The sequence below is a fragment of the Micromonospora chalcea genome (assembly GCF_028768405.1).
Taxonomy (GTDB): Bacteria; Actinomycetota; Actinomycetes; order Mycobacteriales; family Micromonosporaceae; genus Micromonospora; species Micromonospora chalcea.
The window spans coordinates 4,486,163-4,507,848 of the sequence record NZ_CP118233.1 but is presented as its reverse complement, the minus strand read 5'-3'; the positions used below and the strand labels follow the sequence as shown (position 1 = coordinate 4,507,848).

Here is a 21,686-nt window from a genome sequence, read left to right as displayed (position 1 = left end):
GGCGTTCGCGTACGAGAATCGCCTGGTCGATCTCGGCGGAGGTGGTCGGATCGGGGTGGAGGCGTTCGTAGCCGGGGTGACGGCGGCCGACGATAGTAAAAGAGGAACCGATGGCGCAGTACCTGATCTCCGTACTCGACGGCACGACCGGCTCGGCCACCGAGGCGGAGATGGCCGCGATCGGTGAGTTCAACGAGCGGTTGCGCGCCGACGGCCACTGGGTCTTCGCCGGTGGCCTCGCGGCACCGGAGACGGCCACAGTCGTGGACGCGCGGGACGGGAACCCGGTGTTCACCGACGGCCCCTACGTGGAGACGAAGGAGTACGTCGGCGGATTCTGGATCGTCGAGGCGCCGGACTTCGACGTGGCGCTCCCGCTCGCCGCGCTGGCGTCGCAGCGGTGCAACAGGCGGGTCGAGCTGCGGCCGTTCCTGACCGCGTGACAGACATCGGCGAGGCGCTCACCCGGCTCCACCGCGAGGAGTGGGCCCGGGTGGTCGCCACGCTCGCCCGGCGCATCGGCGATCTCGACGTGGCCGAGGAGATGACCGCCGAGGCGTTCGCCGCCGCCGTCGAACGCTGGTCGGCCGACGGCGTACCGCCGAACCCCGGCGCGTGGCTCACCACAGTCGCGTACCGCCGGGCCGTCGACCGGATCCGGCGCGAGAGCCGGCGGGAGGACAAGCACCGGGAGGCGCTGATGCTGACCGACGTGCCGGAACCGCTCGGTGTCATCGACGACGACCGGCTCCGCCTGATCTTCACCTGCTGCCATCCGGCGCTGGCCATGGAAGCGCGGGTGGCGCTGACGCTGCGCCTGGTCGGCGGACTCACAGTGCCGGAGATCGCCCGGGCGTACCTGGTTCAGGAAGCCGCCATGAGCCGGCGGATCACCAGGGCCAAGACGAAGATCAAGGCGGCCGGGATCCCGTACCGGGTGCCGTCCCGCGAGGACCTGCCGGCCCGCGTCACCGGCGTGCTCGCCGTTCTCTATCTGGTCTTCAACGAGGGCTACCTCGCCTCCGACCCCGGCAAGGAGGCGGTCCGCGCCGACCTGACCGGCGAGGCGATCCGGCTCACCCGGCTGGTCCGTACGCTGCTGCCCGACGACCACGAGGTCACCGGCCTCTTGGCGCTGATGCTGCTGACCGAGGCCCGCCGGCCCGCCCGGGTCTCCGCGACCGGCGAACTCGTCGTCCTCGCCGAGCAGGACCGCAGCGCCTGGGACCGCGGCCTCATCGCCGAGGGCCACGCCTTGGTCCGCGCGTGCATCGCCGCCGCACGGCCGCCGGGCCGCTACCAGATCCTCGCCGCGATAAACGCCGTACACACCGACGCCCGCGACGCGCGGGACACCGACTGGTCGCAGGTCGCCGCGCTCTACGACCATTTGGTACGCGTCGACCCGTCGCCGATCGTGCGACTCAACCGGGCCGTGGCGGTCGCCGAACTGGACGGGCCGCAGGTGGCGCTCGCCGAGGTGGACGGGTTGCCGCTGGAGGGATATCACGCGTACCACGCGACGCGGGCCGAGCTGCTGCGGCGGATCGGGCGGGGTGGGGAGGCGCGGGAGGCGTACGAGCGGGCGATCGAGTTGGCGGGGAACAGCGCGGAGACGGCGTATTTGAGGCGGCGCCGGGACCAGTTGGGCTGCCGGTGAGGGACACCGCGGTTCGGGCCGTCACTGATGCGAGCGATACCCCCGTTCAGCAGAATCGGGTGGGGCAGAGCCACCCGGGGATGTTGAAGTCGTCATCGTCGTTGCCCGAACGTGGCGGGAGAGGGGGACGTCCACTGCTGGAGCCCTTCGGCGTCGGCCGTTGCTCCTGATCGCGCACCAGCAGGACGATGAACTGGCCCGGTCGAACCGGTTGCCCTGCCGCCGGGATGCTTCCCACCACGATCGATGATCCTGAATGGGACACCTTCAGCCCGGCCCGTGTCGCCACCTCCTCTGGCGGCTCGTTGCTGTACGGGGAGCAGGGGCGGTCGACGGCGGTAAGCGCACCCTTTTGTGCCATACCTTTGGCGTAGCGGAACAGGACCAACTGCTGCAGACCGGCGAGCGGGCCGTCGTCCTTGGTCGTACTCCCCGCCGCGATGCCCTTCGGGAGCCGGGGCATCGTCGGATGAGCAGCGAACCATGCCGCTTCTTCTGCCCTGAGTACGTGCAGTGAAATGGTTTCGTCCGGCGGGACGACTCTGCCCGGAGGCGGGCTTGTCGCAATGACGGTCCAGCTGGCATCCCACGCCCTCCTGCAGAGAGGCGCGGCGTCTGAGGTCCTCGAACGGAGGTTGAAGGCGGCGATCGAGCTGCGGGCACTGGGGAGGTCAAAGCCCACTACGTCTGGAACGGTCGGCACAACCGGGACGGTGCTCGGCGTGGCGGGCTCTGTTGTTCTTCCGTACAGGGGCGCCGGCCTCCCCTGACCGACGGACTTCGGCCCTGTTTCCGGCGGTGGCGCAACGACCGCAGCGATGGAGATGGCAACGGCCCAGGCGAGGAACGCCAGGCCCACCGTCTTCCATACCCTTGAACCGTGCGCCCGCGACCATGTCCAAGCCGCGACGGCCGCGGTGATCGCCAGGCAGCCGAGGAGCGCGATGCCGTACTCCTGAACCACGCCGCCAAGGACGATCAGTAAGGCGCCGAGCATTGCGGCAATGAGTGCGCCATGGCGCTTCAACCGAAGAAGGACCGGCTCCGGGGCAGCCTTCACGGGACCGAAGGTCTCCAGTGGCACGTCGGCGATGGCGGCAAGCTCGCCTCGCGTCGTCGCCGCGCCCAGCGCAAGCCTCAGGTCGGCGAGCTGATTCAGCTCGTCGTTCGTGATTCCGTTTTCGGACAAGGGCCGGGATGCGATCTCAACCGCGACCTCCCGGTCAGAATCAGTGGCCGGAAGCCGACCGGTGTACTCATGAGCTGCTTGTGCGCGGGCAGCCTTGGCACCCTCATCCATCGGGAAGCGCGGCCGTCTCCCGGCCCGGCGGTCAGCCTCATCCACGCGTCGATTCGCCGCGGAGATCAGGCTAAACAGCCCAACCACGAGGAGAACCGATGCCGCGATCGGCCACCACAGGAAGATCAGCAGGATGTCTGCGACGGGCTTGCCCGTCAGACGAAACATGGCAGACACGGGTCAGCCCGCCCAGCGCGTTCTCTGTCCGGCCGGAGATGCCGGTCTGGAGGTCACTGACCTTCGTGACGATGGGTCCGAGCGGACCCGCGTCGGTGCTGCCGATCGGCGCCGCCGCCCAGCAGGGACCGGTTCGGAACAGGCCAGCTCGATTCCGTCGAAGGTACGTATCAAGATGACCATCGTCGTAGCTTCGTATCCGGCCTCGCGACCGTGCCATCCAGCAATCGGATGATCATGGTGACGCTGGTCGGTGCGGCGGCCTGACGTGCTGGTCCCTCCGTGGATAACCGTCCGGTACCGGCACATGGCCGACCAGGTGCGGCGCGACGCCGCCCAGCTCAGCGGACTGCTCTGGGACACCCGCTGGGGAGTTCGGCGAGGATGACGGCGGCAGGAAGAGGGCAACTGAGACGAGAGCAGCCGCAGAGACGACGAAGGGTCGGCCCCGCACACTCCGCGCCGCATCCCTGCCCCGGCCGGCGGTGACTCGGCCCACGGTGCGCCGGTGCGACGGCCGCCGCGCCCCCGGCTGGCTGCCAGCCCACCAACTTCCCGCTCAACGGCCTGTCGTTCCGCGGCAGCCCTCCGGCTTCCCGCCTCCCGCGCCAGCCGCCGGGCAGACTGATGGGCGCTGTGGCCGAGTCTGTTGCTGCTGGGGGAGGGGCCGGTTGAGCAAGACCGTTGCTGTGATCCTGGACGACGATCACTGGCTTTGGACGTATGATATCAACCTCACGATTTTGGCGGTTGAGGTGCTGCACGTCGCCGATGCCGCAGAGTTGGCCGGCGAACCGTGGTGGGACGCCCTTCGCCGCGACCTCGGCATGGCAGTCAACGCACGGGGAAGCCTAGGGCTCGAAGTCCCGGCTGGCTTGACCGGCCGACAGCGAAAACGACTGCTGGAACTGTTCGCGAGGGCGGCTCAACGACTGAGAGCACGTCCCCACATCACGGCCGCAGACGCAGCCGAGCACTACGTCGTCGAGCAACAAGCGGTGTTCCTGCACGGCGCATCGTCTGTCGACACATCTGCCGTGGCTGACCTCGCTGTAGCCGTATTCAACCTAATTCGGGGCGACCTGCCACCGCCACCGCCCGGCACTACGGCGTGGTTCTACGGAGACGGCCCCCCTCGCGGGCTGTGACCCTCGGTTCCTGGAATGTCGGCTATCCGGCAACCAACTCTTCTGAACGCCTGGCATCATCCTGAATTGAACGATGACCCAGGAACGCGAGCGTGGCAAGGAACCGACGGCGGCTGCCGAGCAGGCGGCCTCTGAGGAGGGGCTCCTGGTCCTGGCTGGCCGTCGGACGGCCCTACCCTTGCCGGAGGCGCTTACCACCTTCCGAGAGCTTGTTTCCGCCGACATGGAATGGGCGGATTCGCGAAAGACACGATTCCGTCGTCGTTCAACCTGGTCCAAAGGGCTGTCGCTCGGTTTGACCGCGCTGTCGACGGTGGTCCTAGGAATCCCACAGATCCCGTTTAATGCATCGATCGCGTTGCCGATGGTCGCAGTGGTAACGCTGCTGGGATCACTCGAACTGTTCCATAACTGGCGATCGCGATGGATTTTGATGGAAGAGACGCGCTACCGCCTCAACCGCCTGCGCGACGAAATCGACTATGTCCTTGTAACTAATCCGGCGGACCAGGTCACCCGTGAACAAATGGATCGCTTCTTTGCCGATCAACAACAGATTTGGGCGGATGTTAGCCGGCAGTGGGTGGAGTTCAGGCGACAGGGCGACACCCAACAGCCCGGCCCGATTTCCCAAGCAACTGTCAGGTAGTCATGCGGTGTCGCGACACTACGTGCCGCCGACAGATGGCCGTCGCTCACCAAGTCATGACTGGCACAACCCCAACCCGGCCTGAGCGTTGACCAGCGAGCAGCGGCCCCTGTGCGACGGGCTGTCAGTGGGGCCAGAGCAGGGCAAGTGAGACGACAACTGAGACGGCAGCGACCGTAGAGACGACTCAGGGCCGGTCCCCGTGGGGGCCGGCCCTGTCGTTTTTCCTGCTCAAGCGAGCGGAGGATACGAGATTCGAACTCGTGAGGGTGTAAACCCAACACGCTTTCCAAGCGTGCGCCCTAGGCCTCTAGGCGAATCCTCCGCGAGCCAGGATACAGGTCCCGCGACGGCGGGCCACCCCACCCTCCCGGAAGATCCACAACCCTTCGGGTAGGCTTGGCGTCACCTCCCGTGCGGCGGTACCTCGTGAACCTCCCCAGGGCCGGAAGGCAGCAAGGATAAGCGAGCTCTGCCGGGTGCACGGGAGGCCTTTCTGTCTCCCGGGCCGGGTAACGTCGCTGCGGGTCGGGTCACGGGGTGGTGGGTGGTCACCCGGGGCCGACCGGCGCAGAATGGCTCGGTCGAGAGGAGGCGGGACGGGTGGCACTGGCCCTTTACCGCAAGTACCGGCCGCGGACGTTCGCCGAGATCATCGGCCAGGATCACGTCACCGAGCCGTTGTCGCAGGCGCTGCGCAGCGGCCGGCTGAACCACGCGTACCTCTTCTCCGGCCCCCGGGGCTGCGGCAAGACCTCCAGCGCCCGGATCCTGGCCCGCTCGCTCAACTGTGAGCAGGGCCCCACGCCCGAGCCGTGCGGGCAGTGCGAGTCCTGCCGTTCGCTCGCGACCGACGGTGCCGGCTCGATCGACGTGATCGAGATCGACGCGGCCAGCCACGGTGGTGTCGACGACGCCCGTGAGCTGCGGGAGAAGGCGTTCTTCGCGCCGGCCCGCAGCCGCTTCAAGATCTACGTCATCGACGAGGCGCACATGGTCTCGTCGGCCGGCTTCAACGCGTTGCTGAAGCTGGTCGAGGAGCCCCCGGAGTACGTCAAGTTCATCTTCGCCACCACCGAACCAGAGAAGGTCCTCGGCACGATCAAGTCGCGGACCCACCACTACCCGTTCCGGCTGATCCCGCCGAAGGTGCTCCGTCCCTACCTTGAGCAGCTCTGCGAGGCCGAGGGCGTCACTGTCGACCCGGCTGTATTCCCGCTGGTGGTCCGCGCCGGTGGCGGCAGCGCCCGGGACAGCCTCTCCGTACTCGACCAGCTCATCGCCGGCGCCGGCCCGGAGGGTGTCGGCTACGCCCGGGCCGCCGCGTTGCTCGGCGTCACCGACTCGGCGCTGATCGACGAGATGTGCGACGCGCTCGCCGCCGGTGACGGCGCCGCCGCGTACGCCACTGTCGACCGGGTCGCCGAGGCCGGCCACGACCCGCGCCGCTTCGCCTCCGACCTGCTGGAACGCCTCCGCGACCTGATCGTGCTCCAGCAGGTGCCGGATGCCGCCGCCAAGGGCCTCATCGACGGCCCGGCCGACCAGATCGAGCGGATGGCCGCCCAGGCGCAGCGCCTCGGCCCGGCCACGCTGTCCCGCTGCGCGGACATCGTGCACAACGGCCTGGTCGAGATGCGCGGCACGACAGCGCCCCGTCTGCTGCTGGAGCTGATCTGCGCCCGGATGCTGCTGCCCGGCGCGGACGACTCGTCCGGCGGCCTGCTCCAGCGCCTGGAGCGGATGGAACGCCGGCTGACGCTGGGCGGCGTCGAGCCGTCGCCGTCCGCGCATCCCACCCAGACCCCTGAGGTACGCCCGGCGGCTCCCGCCCCGGGCGCGGCTGCCGCCGCGGTCCACCCGGATTCCGCCGGCACGCCGGCGGCTCCCGGTGCCCCGACCGGTGCCGCCGCCGCACGTGCCGCCGTAGCCGCCGCTGCCGGTTCCCGCAGCGCCGCGCCCGGTTCCCGCCCGGGCTCTGCCGTCGGGGCTACCGGCTCCCGTCCCGCCCCGGCCGGTGCGGCTGCCGACGCCGGCCCGGCCGCTGCCGATTCCGGCTCGTCGACGACCGAGGCGACAGCGGCTGCCGGAACTCACCCCGGCACGGACGCCGGGTTCTCCGCGTCGGCCTCCGAGCGGTCAACTGCCGGCCCGACGACTTCCGGTCAGGCCGCCGCCCGACGTCCGGTGCCGCCGTCTGCGGTGATGCCCGACCCCGCCACGCCCGAGCCGCCCCGCCCCGGCGCGGCGAATCCGGGGGCGCTCGACGCGGTGGCGGTGCGCCGGGTCTGGCCCGAGGTGGTCGGCAAGGTGAACCGGAGCAACAAGCGGATCGCCGCGCTGATGCGGGACGCAGTGGTGCGCGACCTGGACGGCGACACGCTCGTGCTGACCGTGAAGTCGACGGTGCTGGCGAAGATGATGGCCGACCACGCTGCCGTGCTGACCGACGCGCTCTACGAGGAGTTCGGCGGTCGCTGGCAGATCCGCTGCGAGGTGGCGGGCGAGCGCGGCGCCGCATCGCTCGGCGGCCCGTCCCGCCCGTCCGGCGCGGCACGAGCGCAGACCGACAGCACGCCCGACCGCGCACCGTCCGACAGCGTCCCGGGCCGCCCGGCGTCCGCTCCGACGGCTCCGGGGTCGTCCGACACCTCACCCGGTCGCCCGGCCCCCGGAGTGGCGGCCAATGCTCAGACGCGCTCCGATTCCGGCAGCTCGGGCGACTTCTCCCACTCGACCACACCCGACGCGAGCCGTCCTGGCTCGACGGACGCCGGACCGGGCCGTCCTGACTCCGGTGCTGCCGGTCGTCCGGCATCCGCCGGTCTCGGCGACGCCCTGGGACAGCCGGTGTCCGGCTCGGCCGGTGCCACGGGCAACCGAACCCTCGGCAGTCAGGGCGCGGCCGGGCAGGCCGACGAGGACGACTGGCCGGAGCCGGTGCGGCCCGGTGGCGCGGCGACCGCTGCCGCCTCGGCCGCGAGCGCCGGCGACGCGGAGGACTGGCCGGCGGCGGCACGTCCGGGCGGGGGCACGGCGACCGCTACCGCCCCTGTCGCCGTACCCAAGCCTGCCGCACCCCCGACGGCGCCGGCCGGTGGCGCGAGGCCGGGGGGCGGCGGGCCGAAGAACAGCGCGATCGCGGCGGCGCGTGCCGCAGCGGCGGCTGCTGCCGGCGGTGGTCCCGGCAAGGGGTCGCGCGCGGCGCAGCCGGCGCGGAAGACGGCCGACGCCGAATGGGCGGGCGAGCCGCCCTACGACCCGGACTTCGACGGCCCGGTGCGGGGTGGGCGGGCGCCCGCCGCGGCGCCGGCCTACGAGGGGTTCGACCCGGGCGACGAGCCGCTCGACGACGTGATCGACGAGCGGACGGCCCGGCAGTCGAGCGAGGAGCAGGCGGTTCAGCTGCTGCGTGAGACGTTCGGGGCCGAGAAGATCGACGAGGTGGACGCGCGCTGAGCGCGCGCCGACCGAGAAGGAGCTGCGCCGTGGCCCGACTAGGCTGGGCGCGGCCGAGCAGACGAGTGGAAGAAGGAGCGGTCCGTGCGCCCAGGTGGACAGCCGAACATGCAGCAGATGCTGAAGCAGGCGCAGAAGATGCAGCAGCAGATCGCCAAGGCTCAGGCCGAGCTGGCCGAGGCGGAGCTGACCGGCACCGCCGGCGGTGGCCTGGTCACCGCCACAGTCGCCGGCACCGGTGAGCTGAAGGCGATCAAGATCGACCCGAAGGCGGTCGACCCGGAGGACGTCGAGACGCTCGAGGACCTGGTGGTCGCGGCCGTGCACAACGCCGCCGAGGCGGCCCGCGAGCTGACCGAGAAGAAGATGGGCCCGGTCGCGGGCGGCATGGGCGGCCTCGGCCTGCCCGGGTTCTGAGCCGGCAGATGTACGAGGGTGCCATCCAGGACCTGATCGACGAGCTGGGCCGGCTGCCGGGCGTGGGCCCGAAGAGCGCCCAGCGGATCGCGTTCCATGTGCTGTCGGCGGATCCGGCCGACGTGAACCGGCTGGCCGGCGCGCTGCGCAAGGTCAAGGACCTGGTCCGGTTCTGCACGACCTGCTACAACGTGGCCGAGTCGGAGCAGTGCCGGATCTGCCGCGATCCCCGGCGTACCGACGAGGTGCTCTGCGTGGTCGAGGAGCCCAAGGACGTGGTGGCGATCGAGCGGACCGGGGAGTTCCGCGGGCGCTACCACGTGCTCGGTGGCGCGATCAATCCGCTGGAGGGCATCGGTCCGGACAACCTGCGGATCCGTGAGCTGATGACGCGCCTCGGCAGTGGTTCGGTACGTGAGCTGATCCTGGCCACCGACCCGAACACCGAGGGCGAGGCGACGGCCACCTATCTGGCGCTGATGGTCAAACCGATGGGGATCGCGGTGACCCGGCTGGCGAGTGGGCTGCCGGTCGGCGGCGATCTGGAGTACGCCGACGAGATCACGCTGGGCCGCGCGTTCGAGGGGCGCCGAGCCGTCTGAGTTGTGCCGCGTCGCTTCCGGCGGGTGCCCTGCGGGGTGCCCGCCGGACGCGTTCGCGCGCTGGAACCCGGTGCGCGCCGATCTGACACGAACGTGCGTCCGGGACCGGATCGACGTAATAAATTCGGCCTTCAAACCGACGAAAATTCGGCGCTAGGCAGTGTTCTCCTTCGAATCGAATGCCTCGATCCAGAACAGACACGATTCGATACCAACCCGCCCCCCGCCCGTTTCCGCGCCGTCCACCCGAGGGCTAAGGTCTGCGCACATCGGTGACCCTGTCACCACGTTGTCCGTACCCCCAAGGACGAGGTGAAGCACCATGCGTGCATCCAGGCCGAAGGTCGCAATCGCGGCCGTCGCGGTCGCGGCCCTCGCGGTTGCAGGCTGCGCCGAGAGCGACCGTGAGAGCGGCTCCGGAGGAAATAGCAAGAAGGACACCCTCGTCTTCGGCGTCGCCGGAGACCCGAAGGTGCTCGACCCCAGCTTCGCCAGCGACGGTGAGTCGCTGCGCGTGGCGCGCCAGGTCTTCGAGACGCTGGTCCGTCCGGAGGAGGGCGGCACCAAGGTGACGCCGGGCCTCGCGGAGTCCTGGACGCCGGACGCGGCGGGCACCACCTGGACCTTCAAGCTCCGCTCGGGCGTGAAGTTCCACGACGGCACCGACTTCAACGCCGAGGCCGTCTGCGCCAACTTCGACCGCTGGTACAACGCCAAGGGCCTCATGCAGAGCCCGGACGTGACCGCGTACTGGCAGGACGTCATGGGCGGGTTCGCCAAGAACGAGGACCCGGAGCTGGGGCCGAGCCTCTTCAAGTCCTGCACCGCCAAGGACGCCACCACTGTGGACCTCACGTTCACCCGGGTCTCCAGCAAGATCCCGGCCGCGCTGATGCTGCCGTCGTTCTCGATCCAGAGCCCCAAGGCGATGGAGCAGTACGACGCCAGCAACGTGACCGGCACCGCCGAGGACATCAAGTACCCGGCGTACGCGATGGAGCACCCGACCGGCACCGGTCCGTTCAAGTTCAAGGCGTGGGACATCGCGAACAAGACGCTCACCATCGAGCGCAACGACGACTACCACGGCGAAAAGGCCAAGCTGAAGACCATCATCTTCAAGACGATCTCGGACGAGAACGCCCGCAAGCAGGCGCTCCGCTCGGGTGACATCCAGGGCTACGACCTGGTCGGCCCGGCGGACGTGGAGCCGCTGAAGAAGGAGGGCTTCAACGTCCTCACCCGGCCCGCCTTCAACATCCTCTACCTGGCGATCAACCAGAAGGGGAACCCGAAGCTGGCCGACCTGAAGGTCCGGCAGGCCATCGCGCACGCGCTGAACCGGCAGGCCCTGGTCGACTCGAAGCTCCCCCCGGGCGCCAAGGTCGCGATGAACTTCTTCCCGGACACGGTCGAGGGCTGGAACGGCGACGTCACCAAGTACGACTACGACCCGGCCAAGGCCAAGGCTCTGCTGGCCGAGGCGGGCGCGTCGAACCTGACGCTGCGGTTCCACTACCCGACCGAGGTCACCCGGCCGTACATGCCGAACCCGAAGGACATCTTCGAGCTGCTCTCGGCGGACCTCAAGGCGGTCGGCATCAACGTCCAGGCCATCCCGCTCAAGTGGAGCCCGGACTACCTGAACGCCACCACCTCCGGCAACAAGCACGACCTGCACTTCCTCGGCTGGACCGGTGACTACGGCGACGCGTACAACTTCATCGGCACCTTCTTCGACCGCCAGAAGGACGAGTGGGGCTTCAACAACCCCGCGCTCTTCGCGCAGTTCAAGGACGCCGACACCACCGCCGACGTGGCGGCCCGGACGGAGAAGTACAAGGCGCTGAACAAGACGATCATGGACTTCCTGCCGGGTGTGCCGATCTCGCACTCCCCGCCGGCGATCGTGTTCGGCAAGGACGTGACCGGGGTCAAGGCGAGCCCGCTCACCGACGAGCGGTACTCGAGCGCAGAGTTCAAGTGATCTGAACGCACCGTACGCGGGCGGGCGCTGTGACCACAGCGCCCGCCCGCACCCCTCCGCACCCCCTCCGAGGCGCCCGTGTTCCGGTTCATCGTCAGACGCCTGCTACAGCTGATACCCACGCTGTTCGGGCTCTCCGTTTTGCTGTTCATCTGGCTCCGCCGACTTCCCGGCGGTCCCGAGACCGCGATCCTCGGTGAACGGGGCACGCCCGAGTCGCGCGCCGCGATCCGGCGCAACCTCGGTCTCGACGAGCCGATCCTGGTTCAGTACGCCCGTTTCCTGCGGCGGATGATCCGGCTCGACCTGGGCACGTCGACCGGCACGAAGCGGGCCGTCACCACGGAGTTCCTGGAGCGGTTCCCCGGCACCGTCGAGCTGACCGTCATGGCCATGATCCTCGCGGTCGGCATCGGGATCCCGCTCGGCTACCTCGCCGCCCGCCGCCGCGGCCGGTTCCTCGACCACGCCTCGGTCGGCGGATCGCTCATCGGCATCTGCATCCCGGTCTTCTTCCTGGCGTACGTGCTCAAGGCGATCTTCGCCGAGAACCTGGGCTGGTTCCCCTCCAGTGGCCGGCAGGACCCGACCATCGGGGCGACCCGGGTCACCAACTTCTTCGTCCTCGACGGGATCATGACCCGCGAGTGGGACGCCGCCGCCGACGCGCTCTGGCACCTCGTGCTGCCGGGCATCGCGCTGGCGAGCATCCCGCTCGCGATCATCGTCCGGATCACCCGGGCCAGCGTCCTGGAGGTGCTCAACGAGGACTTCGTCCGGACCGCCGAGGCCAAGGGCCTGACCGAGCGGACCGTCCGTCGCCGGCACGTGCTGCGTAACGCGATGCTGCCGGTGGCCACCTCGATCGGTCTGCAGACCGGTCTCCTGCTCTCCGGCGCGGTGCTCACCGAGACCGTGTTCGCCTTCAGCGGCATCGGCGCGTTCGTCGCCGAGTCGATCAGCCAGCGCGACTATCCGGTGCTGATGGGCTTCATCATGATCATTGCGGTGGTGTACGTGCTGGTGAATCTCCTGGTCGACCTCTCCTACAGCGTGATCGACCCGAGGGTGAGGGTGCGATGACCATCACCGGAGGAAAGAAGCGCGAGAAGATCGACAGGCTCGCCGAACTGTCCGCCCGCGAGGACGAGCAGGGGGTGAGCCTCTGGAAGGAGGCGTTCCGCCGCCTGCGGCGCAACCCGGCGGCCATCATCGGCGTCGTCATCCTGGCCGTCTTCGTCCTGGTCGCGGTGATCGGGCCGTTCTTCGTCCCGTACAGCCCGACGGACTCGATCGGCATCCGGGAAGGGCTGGTCAAATCCGGCCAGGGCATCATCCCGGGCGCCTCCGCCGACCACTGGCTGGGCTTCGACCACCAGGGCCGGGACGAGTTCAGCCGGCTGGTCGTCGGGGCCCGGCAGACGCTGCTCGTCGGCGTGGTCTCCACCCTGATCGGTCTCGCGGTCGGCGCGCTGATCGGCGGCGTCGCCGGCGCGGCGGCCGGGCTGGGCGGACGCTGGGGCCGCTGGATCGACAGCACCCTGATGCGCTTCATCGACATGCTGCTGGCCATGCCGAGCCTGCTGCTCGCGGTGAGCATCGCGGCGCTGCTCGGCGCCAGCCTCACCACCGTGATGATCGCCGTCGGTGTGGTGTCCGTGCCGATCTTCGCCCGGCTGCTGCGCGGCTCGATGATCGCCCAGTCCAACAGCGACTACGTGCTGGCGGCGACGGCGCTCGGCGTGAAGCGGTCGAAGATCGCCCTCACCCACGTGGTGCCGAACTCGATCGCCCCGGTCATCGTCCAGGCCACGCTGACGCTGGCGACCGCGATCATCGAGGCCGCCGCGCTCTCCTTCCTCGGCCTCGGCAACCCCGACTCGGCCATCCCCGAGTGGGGCGTCATGCTCGCCGACGCGCAGCCGTACCTGGGCATCCGGCCGGGCCTGGCGATCTACCCGGCGCTCGGCATCATCATCACCGCGCTCGGCTTCACCCTGCTCGGCGAGGCGATGCGCGAGGCCCTCGACCCGAAGCTGCGGAAGTAGGTCTCTCATGGCACTGCTCGAAGTGGACGACCTCTCCGTCACGTTCGCCCGTCGTGGGCAGCGCACCGTACGCGCGGTGGACGGGGTGTCCTTCTCGGTCGACGCCGGCGAGGTGGTCGGCCTGGTCGGCGAGTCCGGCTGCGGCAAGAGCGTCACGTCGCTGGCGATCATGGGGCTGCTGCCCAAGCAGCCGGGCCTGCGGGTCGGCGGCAAGGCGGTCTTCGACGGCACCGACCTGCTCCAGCTCGACGACCGGTCCCGCCGCGACATCCGCGGCCGGGACGTGGCGATGATCTTCCAGGATCCGCTCTCCTCGCTGAACCCGGTCATCCCGATCGGGCTGCAGGTGACCGAGGTGCTGACCCGCCACCGGGGGATGAAGGGCGAGGCGGCCGCCAAGGAGGCCGCCGAGCTGCTCGACCGGGTGGGCATCCCGGACCCGCGCCGCCGGCTCAAGGAGTACCCGCACCAGCTCTCCGGCGGCATGCGGCAGCGGGCGCTGATCGCCATGGCGGTCGCCTGCCAGCCCCGGCTGCTGATCGCCGACGAGCCGACCACCGCGCTCGACGTCACCATCCAGGCGCAGATCCTGGAGTTGCTGAAGGACCTGGTCCGCGACTCCGGCACCGCGCTGGTGATGATCACCCACGACCTCGGCGTGGTGGCCGGCATGTGCGACACCATCAACGTGCTCTACGCCGGCCGGGTGGTAGAGACGGCCACCCGCCGTCCGCTCTTCCGCCAGCCCCGGCACCCGTACACCGAGGGGTTGCTCGCTTCGGTGCCCCGCCTGGACGCCGGCCGTGGCGAACGGCTCAACCCCATCCCCGGCTCGGTGCGCGACGTGCTGCCCTGGCCGGACGGCTGCGCGTTCGCCCCGCGCTGCGCCCGCCGTGTCGACGAGTGCGTGGGCGAGCCGCCGGAGCTGGTGCTCACCCACGACGCGCGCAGCTACCGCTGCGTCAACCCGGTGCCGATCCCCGGCCTGACCCCGGAGGCGGAGGTCCGGGCCACCGCGCCGACGACCGCCGAGCCGGGTACGGTGCCGGCCCAGGCCGAGCCGGCCGACCCGCCCGCGGCGCCCGGTTTCGGACCGGCGCCGCGCGAGGAGGAGACCCCATGAGCGACAACGACATCCTCGTCGAGGTCCGCGACCTGAAGGTGCACTTCCCGATCCGGCGGGGCGTGCTCTTCGACCGGACCGTCGGGCACGTCAAAGCCGTCGACGGGGTCGACCTGAGCATCCCGCGCGGCAAGACGTACGGGCTGGTGGGCGAGTCGGGCTGTGGCAAGTCCACGCTCGGCCGGGCGCTGCTGCAGCTCACCCCGCCGACCGCCGGCGAGGTGCAGTTCGACGGCGTCGAGCTGACCACGCTGCCGGCCGGCAAGCTGCGGACGATGCGCCGCCGGATGCAGATGATCTTCCAGGACCCGATGTCCAGCCTGGACCCCCGGCAGAACGTCGAGTCGATCCTCACCGAGGGCCTCCAGACCCACGGCATCGGCACCGACCGCAACGACCGGCGGCGGATCATCGGTGAGACGCTGGACGCGGTGGGACTGCCCAAGTGGGCGCTGTCCCGATACCCGCACGAGTTCTCCGGCGGCCAGCGCCAGCGCATCGGCATCGCCCGCGCGCTCGTCCTCGGCCCGGAGCTGATCGTCGCCGACGAGCCGGTCTCCGCGCTCGACGTGTCGATCCAGGCGCAGGTGGTGAACCTGCTGGACGAACTCCAGGACAGCCTCGGCCTGACCTACCTGGTCATCGCGCACGACCTGGCGGTGGTACGGCACATCTCCGACATCGTCGGCGTGATGTACCTGGGCGCGCTGGTCGAGGAGGCGCCGAGCGACCGGCTCTACACCGAGCCGCTGCACCCGTACACCCGGGCGCTGATGTCGGCGGTCCCGGTGCCGGACCCGGACGTGGAGGACCGGCGCGAGCGCATCCTGCTCGCCGGGGACCTGCCGTCGCCGGCCAACCCGCCGTCGGGCTGCCGGTTCCACACCCGCTGCCCGTGGGCGCAGCCGACCCGCTGCGCCGACGAGCGGCCGGAGCTGCGCCAGATCGGCGCCAGCCGGGTGGCCTGCCACTGGGCCGAGCAGATCGCCGCCGGTGAGCTGCGCCCGCACGAGGTGACCGCGAAGATCACCCGGCCGGAGGGCGAGGGTGAGGAGCCGGGCGTGGTCTCCGCGCCCAGCGAGCCCGGCTCGTACGTCTGATCAGACAAAGGCGCGTCCCCACCGGGCCGGGTGGGGACGCGCCTTTTGTCTGTCGGTCAGCCCTCGGGGCGGTTGAGCAGCCCCACCGCGATCGTGTGCACGGCGTCCAGCGCCGCCGGGTCGGCCAGCGGCGCGGAACCGCCGGTGACCGCGTACCACTCGTCGGCGTCCTTGTACTGCACCCGCAGCGTCACCCGGCCGTCGGCGTGCTCGGTGCGCAGCGTCAGCTCGCCGGTCACCACGCCCACCTCGTCGGTCATGACCCCGCCCGGACCGGGGACGATGTCGGTGGTCCGGTCCGCCGGTCCGGCCGGCGCGCCCCCGGCCGGCGCCCCCGGCACCGCGTCGGCGGTCATGCCCGCCCCGGCGACGTCCGCCGACTCCGGCTGCCGGCCGTCCGCCGTCATCCCGGCCGAGGCCGGACCGGCGGGTGCGGCGTCTGTCTCCGGCGTGCCCGCCGGGGCCGGTGTGGCGTCCGGCCCGGTCACGGTTTGCTCGCCCATGTGCAGCCCTCCAGCATGTCGGTGAGAGCGGCCTTCTCGGCACTTGTCACAGTCAGCCGCCAGTAGTGCTTGACCGTCACCCAGTCCGCCGCGTACTGACACCAGGACGACCGGTTCGGCGGCTTCCACTGGGACGGATCCTGGTCACCCTTTGCCCGGTTGGACCGCGCCGAAACCGCGATGAGCTGCGGCCGGGTCAGGTCGTTGGCGAAGTCGCCGCGCTTCGAGTCGTCCCACTCGTCCGCGCCCGACCGCCACGCGGCGGCCAGCGGCACCGTGTGGTCGATGTCCACGCCCGACGGATCGGTCAGCACCACCCCGTCGTAGACGCTCTCCCACCGGCCACCCACCACGTTGCAGCCGGACAGCTTGATGTCCTCGCCGTCGCGCTGCAGCACGCTGTCGCGTACGTCGCAGTTCTTGCCGGTGCCCCGCCAGTGCGGGAAGCGGGAACGGCTGTAGCCCTTCATCGACCCGGCGGTGGCCACTGTCAGCTCACCGAGCTGCTTGTTGACGTTCCCGGCGGCGCTCGGCGGCGCCTCCGGCTCGGTGACCGACACCTCGCAGCCGGCCACGCCGAGGGCGAGCACCGCGCTCAGCGCGGCCGCCAGCCCGGCTCGGGCTCCTGATCTCGTACGCACAGACGACACCTCTCCAGCTTGCGTGCTCCGGGCGAGTCCGCACAGTACCCGGCGGCGGTTTCTGCGATTCGTGGCGTCGAGGATGGGCGGCGGGCAGAGTGGTGAGACGTGACCGCACCCGCACCCGCTCCCGCGCTGCGTACCGGCTCCGCCGCCGGACGCGGCACGCTGCTCGCCGCGATCCTCGCCTCCGGCATGGTGTTCCTCGACAGCACTGTCGTCAACGTCGCGCTGCCGCGCCTCGGCGCGGAGCTGGACGCCACAGTCGCCGGTCTGCAGTGGACCGTGAACGGCTACCTGCTCATGCTTGCCGCGTTCGTGCTGCTCGGCGGCGCGCTCGGGGACCGGTTCGGGCGGCGGCGCATCTTCCTGCTCGGCGTGGTCTGGTTCGCGGTGGCGTCGGTGCTCTGCGGGCTCGCCCAGGACACCGGCTGGCTCATCGCCGCCCGGTTCCTCCAGGGCGCCGGCGGGGCGCTGCTCACCCCCGGGTCGCTGTCGGTGCTCCAGGCCAGCTTCCACCCGGACGACAGAGGCCGGGCCATCGGCACCTGGTCCGGACTGTCCGGCGTGTCCACAGCGCTCGGCCCGCTGCTCGGCGGCTGGCTCATCGACACGCTCTCCTGGCGGTGGATCTTCTTCGTCAACCTGCCGTTGGCCGTGGGCGTGGTGTTCGCCGCGCTGCGCTGGGTGCCGGAGAGCCGCGACGAGGCGGCGTCTCGTACCGGAAAGGGGCGGCGGTTCGACGTGGCCGGTGCGCTGCTCGGCGCGCTCGCGCTCGGCGGAGTCACGTACGCGCTGATCGACGCCCCGGCGCGCGGCGCCTCCCCGGCGGTGCTGGTCGCGGCGGTGCTCGGGGTGGTCGCCGTGGTGGTGTTCGTGCTGGTCGAGCGGCGGCGTGGCGACACCGCGATGCTGCCCACCGGGCTGTTCTCCAGCCGGCTGTTCTCCGTGCTGAACGTCTTCACCGTCGTGGTGTACGCCGCGCTCGGCGGGTTCACCTTCTTCCTCGCCGTCTACCTGCAGAACGTGGTCGGCTGGTCGGCGCTGCTCACCGGCCTGGCCACAGTGCCGATGACGGTGCTGCTGCTGGTCGGCTCGCCGCGCGCGGGCGCGCTGTCGGCCCGCATCGGTCCCCGGCTGCCGCTCACCGTCGGCCCGGTGATCGCCGCCGTGGGTCTGCTGCTGCTGCGCCGGGTCGGGCCTGGTGCGTCGTACTGGGTGGACGTGCTGCCGGGCGTGGCGCTGTTCGGCGCCGGGCTCACGCTCGTGGTCGCGCCGCTGACCACGTCGGTGCTCGGCGCGGTCTCGGACCGGTTCGCCGGGGTGGCGAGCGGCTTCAACAACGCCGCCTCCCGGGCCGGCGGCCTGCTCGCGGTGGCCGCGCTGCCGCTGCTGGTCGGGCTGTCCGGCACCGGGTACGAGCAGAAGGGCGCGCTGGCAGGCGCGTACCGGGGGGCGTTGTCGTGGTGCGCGGGGCTGCTGCTCGCCGGCGCGGTGCTAGCCGCCGTGCTGATCCACCGCCCCGGGCGGAAGCGTTAAGAAGGGCCCCCTCCTATGCAGAATGCGTTAAGAAGGGGCCCTTCCTTACACCTCAGGCGCGGGTGCGGTTCACCGCGCTCGTGACCGCCTTGATCGAGGCGGTGACGATGTTCGCGTCCACCCCGACGCCCCACACCGTACGGCCGTCCACCTCGCACTCCACGTACGCGGCGGCCTGCGCGTCCCCACCGGAGGACAGCGCGTGCTCGTGGTAGTCGAGCACCCGTACCGCCACGCCCAGGGACTGCAGCGCGTTGACGTACGCGTCGATCGGGCCGTTGCCGACGGAGGTCAGCGCGCGGGTCTCCCCGCCGAAGCCGACGCGGGCGTCGATCTCGACCTTGCCGTCGACGGTGCCGATGGTGTACTCGGCCAGCTTCACGGCCGGGTCGACCTGGTGGTCGACCAGGTAGTTGCGGGCGAAGATCTCCCACATCGCGCCCGGCTCGACCTCGCCGCCGTCGTGGTCGGTGACCTGCTGCACCACGCCGGAGAACTCGATCTGGAGGCGGCGCGGCAGGTCGAGCTGGTGCTCGGTCTTCATGATGTACGCGACGCCGCCCTTGCCGGACTGCGAGTTGACCCGGATGACCGCCTCGTAGGTGCGGCCCAGGTCCTTCGGGTCGATCGGCAGGTAGGGCACCGCCCAGGTGAAGTCGTCCACCGGCACCCCGGCCGCCGCCGCGTCGGCGTTCAGCGCGGCGAAGCCCTTGTTGATCGCGTCCTGGTGGGAGCCGGAGAACGCGGTGTAGACCAGGTCGCCCGCGTACGGGTGGCGCTCGTGCACCGGCAGCTGGTTGCAGTACTCGACGGCGCGCTTGATCTCGTCGATGTTCGAGAAGTCGATCATCGGGTCGATGCCCTGGGAGAACATGTTCAGGCCCAGCGTCACCAGGTCGACGTTGCCGGTGCGCTCACCGTTGCCGAACAGGCAGCCCTCGATCCGGTCCGCGCCGGCCAGCAGGCCCAGCTCGGCGGCGGCCACGCCGGTGCCCCGGTCGTTGTGCGGGTGCAGGCTCAGCACCAGGCTGTCCCGCCGGGGCAGACGCCGGTGCATCCACTCGATCGAGTCGGCGTAGACGTTCGGCATCGCCATCTCGACCGTGGCCGGCAGGTTGATGATCAGCTTCCGGTCCGGCGTCGGGTCGATCACGTCGATCACCGCCGAGCAGACCTCCAGCGCGTACTCCAGCTCGGTGCCCGTGTACGACTCCGGCGAGTACTCGTAGTGGATGTCGGTGTCCGGGGTGTGGATCTCCGCGTACTTCTGGCACAGCCGCGCGCCCTGGGTGGCGATGTCGGTGATGCCGTCGCGGTCCAGGCCGAAGACCACCCGGCGCTGCAGCGTCGAGGTGGAGTTGTAGAAGTGCACGATGGCCCGGCGGGCGCCGCGCAGCGACTCGAAGGTCCGCTCGATCAGGTGCTCCCGGCACTGGGTCAGCACCTGGATGGTGACGTCCTCCGGGATCAGGTCCTGCTCGATCAGCTGCCGTACGAAGTCGTAGTCGGTCTGGCTCGCCGACGGGAAGCCGACCTCGATCTCCTTGTAGCCCATCTGCACCAGCAGCTGGAACATCCGCCGCTTGCGCTCGGGCGACATCGGGTCGATCAGCGCCTGGTTGCCGTCGCGGAGGTCGACTGCGCACCAGCGGGGCGCGGCCTCGACGCGGCGGGTGGGCCAGGAGCGGTCCGGCAGGTCGACGCCGAACTCCCTGTCGTACGGGACGTAGCGGTGGACCGGCATCCGGCTGGGGCGCTGGCTGGCGAACGGATCGGTGGCGGTGACAGGTTGAGCCATCTCGGAGTGCTCCCTGGAACATGTGGCGTCAGCAGATCGGAAAGGTGTCGGCGGAATGCCGGGCGACGGTGCGCGGCAGTGCCGAGAAGAAGATCGGATGTGCTGGACGGCGCGTAGCGACTCCGCGACGAGGTGCCGGCCGGTCAGGCCTCGTCGCGGCAGCCAAGGAGAAGGTACGCGCGCCACATGACAAGGTCACCCTACGTGGTGGGACGTGCGGTGGGAAGGCTGGTCCGGACTATGGGACCAGAGTCACGGAGCCGGAGGGCTTCGCCACGTCCGGTAGCCGAGGTGTCCGTTCCGCCCGGGTCACCGCGGGCACGATCGCCAGTCCGACGAGGATGAAGATCGCCGCGGCCGGGTACCAGCCCCAGCCGCCGGTGCTCACGCCGAGCGCGGTCAGCCCGGCCGGAGCGATCAGGAACTGCAACTGGGAGCCGAGCCCGAACGCGCCGACGTACGCGCCGCGCTGGGCGGCGGGTGGCAGCGTGGCGGTGAGTCCCCAGGCGCCCGCCGACTCGATCAGCTCCGCCAGGATGAGCAGCGTCGCGGCGGCCACCAGCGCGACCACGGTGAGCGCTCCCCGGGTCGCGCCGGAAATCGGCAGGACCAGGCAGAACAGGGCGATCAAAACCGCGCCCCGACGGGACGCCCGGGCCGCGCCCGGCGCGTCGTCCGCGCCCCGGCTGGCGCGTACCTGGAACAGCACGATCAGCACGGTGTTGAGCAGCACCAGCCCGGCGATGATCGTCTTCGGCGCGTCGGTGTGGGTGAGGATCCACAGCGGCATCACCGTCAGGTAGAGCGTCTGGTGCGCGGTGAGCAGCCCGGAGAACAGCGCGACGGTCATGAACGGCCGGTCCCGCAGCACCGCCAGCCGGCTCATCGGCTCGGCCGTGCGGGTCACCTCCGGCAGTAGCGGCAGCCGGCGGACGAAACCGGCGGTCACCAGGAAGACCACGGCGATGAACCAGACCATCAGGCGGTACGCCCAGATCGTGTCGACGGCCAGCACCAGGCCGCTGATCAGCGCGCCGATCCCGAAGCCGACGTTCAGCGAGGAGCGCTGGTAGGCCATGGCGGTGACCCGTTCCTCCGGGCACAGCACGTTGATCGAGTAGACCTGGCGGGCCACGCCGGTCGCCGCGCCCGTCACGGCCAGCGCGATCACCACCGCGAGGAACCCGGCGAAGCCGCCGACGAACGGGTACGCCGCGAACAGCGCCGCGTCCAGCAACAGGCAGACGATCCACACCCGCTGCGGCCCGTACCGGTCGGTGAGCCCGCCCAGCGGCACGGTGCCGAGCAGTGACGCGCCGGCGGCGAGGGAGAGGCCGAGACCCACCTGGGCCGGACTCAGCCCGAGCGCCCGGGTGAAGAACACGGCGCTGCCCGCCTGGAACAGTCCGGTGCCGACGGCGTAGACCATCGCCTGCACGGCCAGGGCGCGGGTCAGCCCGGCCGGTGGTACGACGTCGCGGACGGCGGTGCGGATGCTCTCTCTGGCCCCCATGACCGATGAGCAGATCGTGCCC

At 70.6% G+C, this 21,686-nt stretch carries 18 protein-coding genes, 1 tRNA gene and 1 other RNA gene; 14 read left to right on the top strand and 6 right to left on the bottom strand.

Annotation, left to right across the window (positions count from 1 at the left end):
* Positions 1-110 precede the first annotated feature (110 nt).
* Positions 111-443: a YciI family protein gene (locus tag PVK74_RS19940; protein WP_274476993.1), complete on the top strand. Its 333-nt coding sequence runs from the start codon at positions 111-113 to the stop codon at positions 441-443.
* Positions 440-1,660: an RNA polymerase sigma factor gene (locus PVK74_RS19935; RefSeq protein WP_274476992.1), complete on the top strand. Its 1,221-nt coding sequence runs from the start codon at positions 440-442 to the stop codon at positions 1,658-1,660. Before PVK74_RS19940 ends, PVK74_RS19935 begins: the two co-directional genes overlap by 4 nt.
* Before the next feature lie 46 nt (positions 1,661-1,706).
* Here PVK74_RS19935 and PVK74_RS19930 read toward each other — a convergent pair whose 3' ends face one another.
* Complete coding sequence (locus tag PVK74_RS19930; protein WP_166457489.1) at positions 1,707-3,128, bottom strand: PASTA domain-containing protein; 1,422 nt, start codon at positions 3,126-3,128, stop codon at positions 1,707-1,709.
* A gap of 680 nt (positions 3,129-3,808) precedes the next feature.
* On the opposite strand from PVK74_RS19930, the gene PVK74_RS19925 reads away from it, so the two are divergent.
* Positions 3,809-4,285, top strand: coding sequence for a hypothetical protein (locus tag PVK74_RS19925; protein ID WP_166457490.1), 477 nt, complete (start codon positions 3,809-3,811; stop codon positions 4,283-4,285).
* Between the two features lie 73 nt (positions 4,286-4,358).
* A complete protein-coding gene (locus tag PVK74_RS19920; RefSeq protein ID WP_166457491.1) occupies positions 4,359-4,934 on the top strand; it encodes an SLATT domain-containing protein in 576 nt (191 codons plus the stop codon).
* Between the two features lie 240 nt (positions 4,935-5,174).
* Here the strand turns inward: PVK74_RS19920 and PVK74_RS19915 are convergent.
* Positions 5,175-5,259: transfer RNA gene (locus PVK74_RS19915), tRNA-Ser, on the bottom strand.
* A gap of 81 nt (positions 5,260-5,340) precedes the next feature.
* Between PVK74_RS19915 and ffs the strand changes: the two genes are divergently transcribed.
* From ffs to PVK74_RS19870, 9 genes are all read left to right on the top strand, one after another.
* An RNA gene (ffs, locus tag PVK74_RS19910) (signal recognition particle sRNA small type) lies at positions 5,341-5,430 on the top strand.
* A gap of 107 nt (positions 5,431-5,537) precedes the next feature.
* Positions 5,538-8,393 (top strand): DNA polymerase III subunit gamma and tau, encoded by a 2,856-nt coding sequence (locus PVK74_RS19905; RefSeq protein WP_274476990.1) that lies wholly within the window; start codon positions 5,538-5,540, stop codon positions 8,391-8,393.
* Positions 8,394-8,501: 108 nt separating this feature from the next.
* Entirely contained in the window at positions 8,502-8,810 is a 309-nt protein-coding gene (locus PVK74_RS19900) for a YbaB/EbfC family nucleoid-associated protein (RefSeq protein ID WP_030502117.1), read from the top strand.
* 8 nt (positions 8,811-8,818) lie between these two features.
* Positions 8,819-9,412 carry a recombination mediator RecR gene (gene recR, locus PVK74_RS19895; RefSeq protein WP_069088852.1) on the top strand — a complete coding sequence of 198 codons (594 nt, stop codon included), beginning with the start codon at positions 8,819-8,821 and terminating at the stop codon, positions 9,410-9,412.
* A gap of 322 nt (positions 9,413-9,734) precedes the next feature.
* Positions 9,735-11,399: an ABC transporter substrate-binding protein gene (locus PVK74_RS19890; RefSeq protein WP_104114940.1), complete on the top strand. Its 1,665-nt coding sequence runs from the start codon at positions 9,735-9,737 to the stop codon at positions 11,397-11,399.
* A gap of 78 nt (positions 11,400-11,477) precedes the next feature.
* Positions 11,478-12,482 (top strand): ABC transporter permease, encoded by a 1,005-nt coding sequence (locus PVK74_RS19885; RefSeq protein WP_069089549.1) that lies wholly within the window; start codon positions 11,478-11,480, stop codon positions 12,480-12,482.
* A complete protein-coding gene (locus PVK74_RS19880; protein ID WP_069089550.1) occupies positions 12,479-13,447 on the top strand; it encodes an ABC transporter permease in 969 nt (322 codons plus the stop codon). Before PVK74_RS19885 ends, PVK74_RS19880 begins: the two co-directional genes overlap by 4 nt.
* A 7-nt stretch (positions 13,448-13,454) precedes the next feature.
* A complete protein-coding gene (locus PVK74_RS19875; RefSeq protein WP_069089551.1) occupies positions 13,455-14,570 on the top strand; it encodes an ABC transporter ATP-binding protein in 1,116 nt (371 codons plus the stop codon).
* Positions 14,567-15,670 (top strand): ABC transporter ATP-binding protein, encoded by a 1,104-nt coding sequence (locus PVK74_RS19870; RefSeq protein WP_104114937.1) that lies wholly within the window; start codon positions 14,567-14,569, stop codon positions 15,668-15,670. The genes PVK74_RS19875 and PVK74_RS19870 overlap by 4 nt, the downstream gene beginning before the upstream one ends.
* Before the next feature lie 56 nt (positions 15,671-15,726).
* Here PVK74_RS19870 and PVK74_RS19865 read toward each other — a convergent pair whose 3' ends face one another.
* Positions 15,727-16,173, bottom strand: coding sequence for a hypothetical protein (locus PVK74_RS19865; RefSeq protein ID WP_069089553.1), 447 nt, complete (start codon positions 16,171-16,173; stop codon positions 15,727-15,729).
* Entirely contained in the window at positions 16,155-16,814 is a 660-nt protein-coding gene (locus PVK74_RS19860; protein ID WP_069089554.1) for an HNH endonuclease family protein, read from the bottom strand. The genes PVK74_RS19865 and PVK74_RS19860 overlap by 19 nt, the downstream gene beginning before the upstream one ends.
* Before the next feature lie 108 nt (positions 16,815-16,922).
* Between PVK74_RS19860 and PVK74_RS19855 the strand changes: the two genes are divergently transcribed.
* On the top strand, positions 16,923-18,353 hold the full coding sequence (locus PVK74_RS19855) for an MFS transporter (RefSeq protein WP_274476989.1): 1,431 nt from the start codon (positions 16,923-16,925) through the stop codon (positions 18,351-18,353).
* Between the two features lie 52 nt (positions 18,354-18,405).
* On the opposite strand, the gene leuA is transcribed toward PVK74_RS19855, so the two are convergent.
* Complete coding sequence (gene leuA, locus PVK74_RS19850; RefSeq protein ID WP_113973603.1) at positions 18,406-20,151, bottom strand: 2-isopropylmalate synthase; 1,746 nt, start codon at positions 20,149-20,151, stop codon at positions 18,406-18,408.
* A gap of 238 nt (positions 20,152-20,389) precedes the next feature.
* A complete protein-coding gene (locus PVK74_RS19845; protein WP_274476988.1) occupies positions 20,390-21,664 on the bottom strand; it encodes an MFS transporter in 1,275 nt (424 codons plus the stop codon).
* Positions 21,665-21,686: the final 22 nt, after the last annotated feature.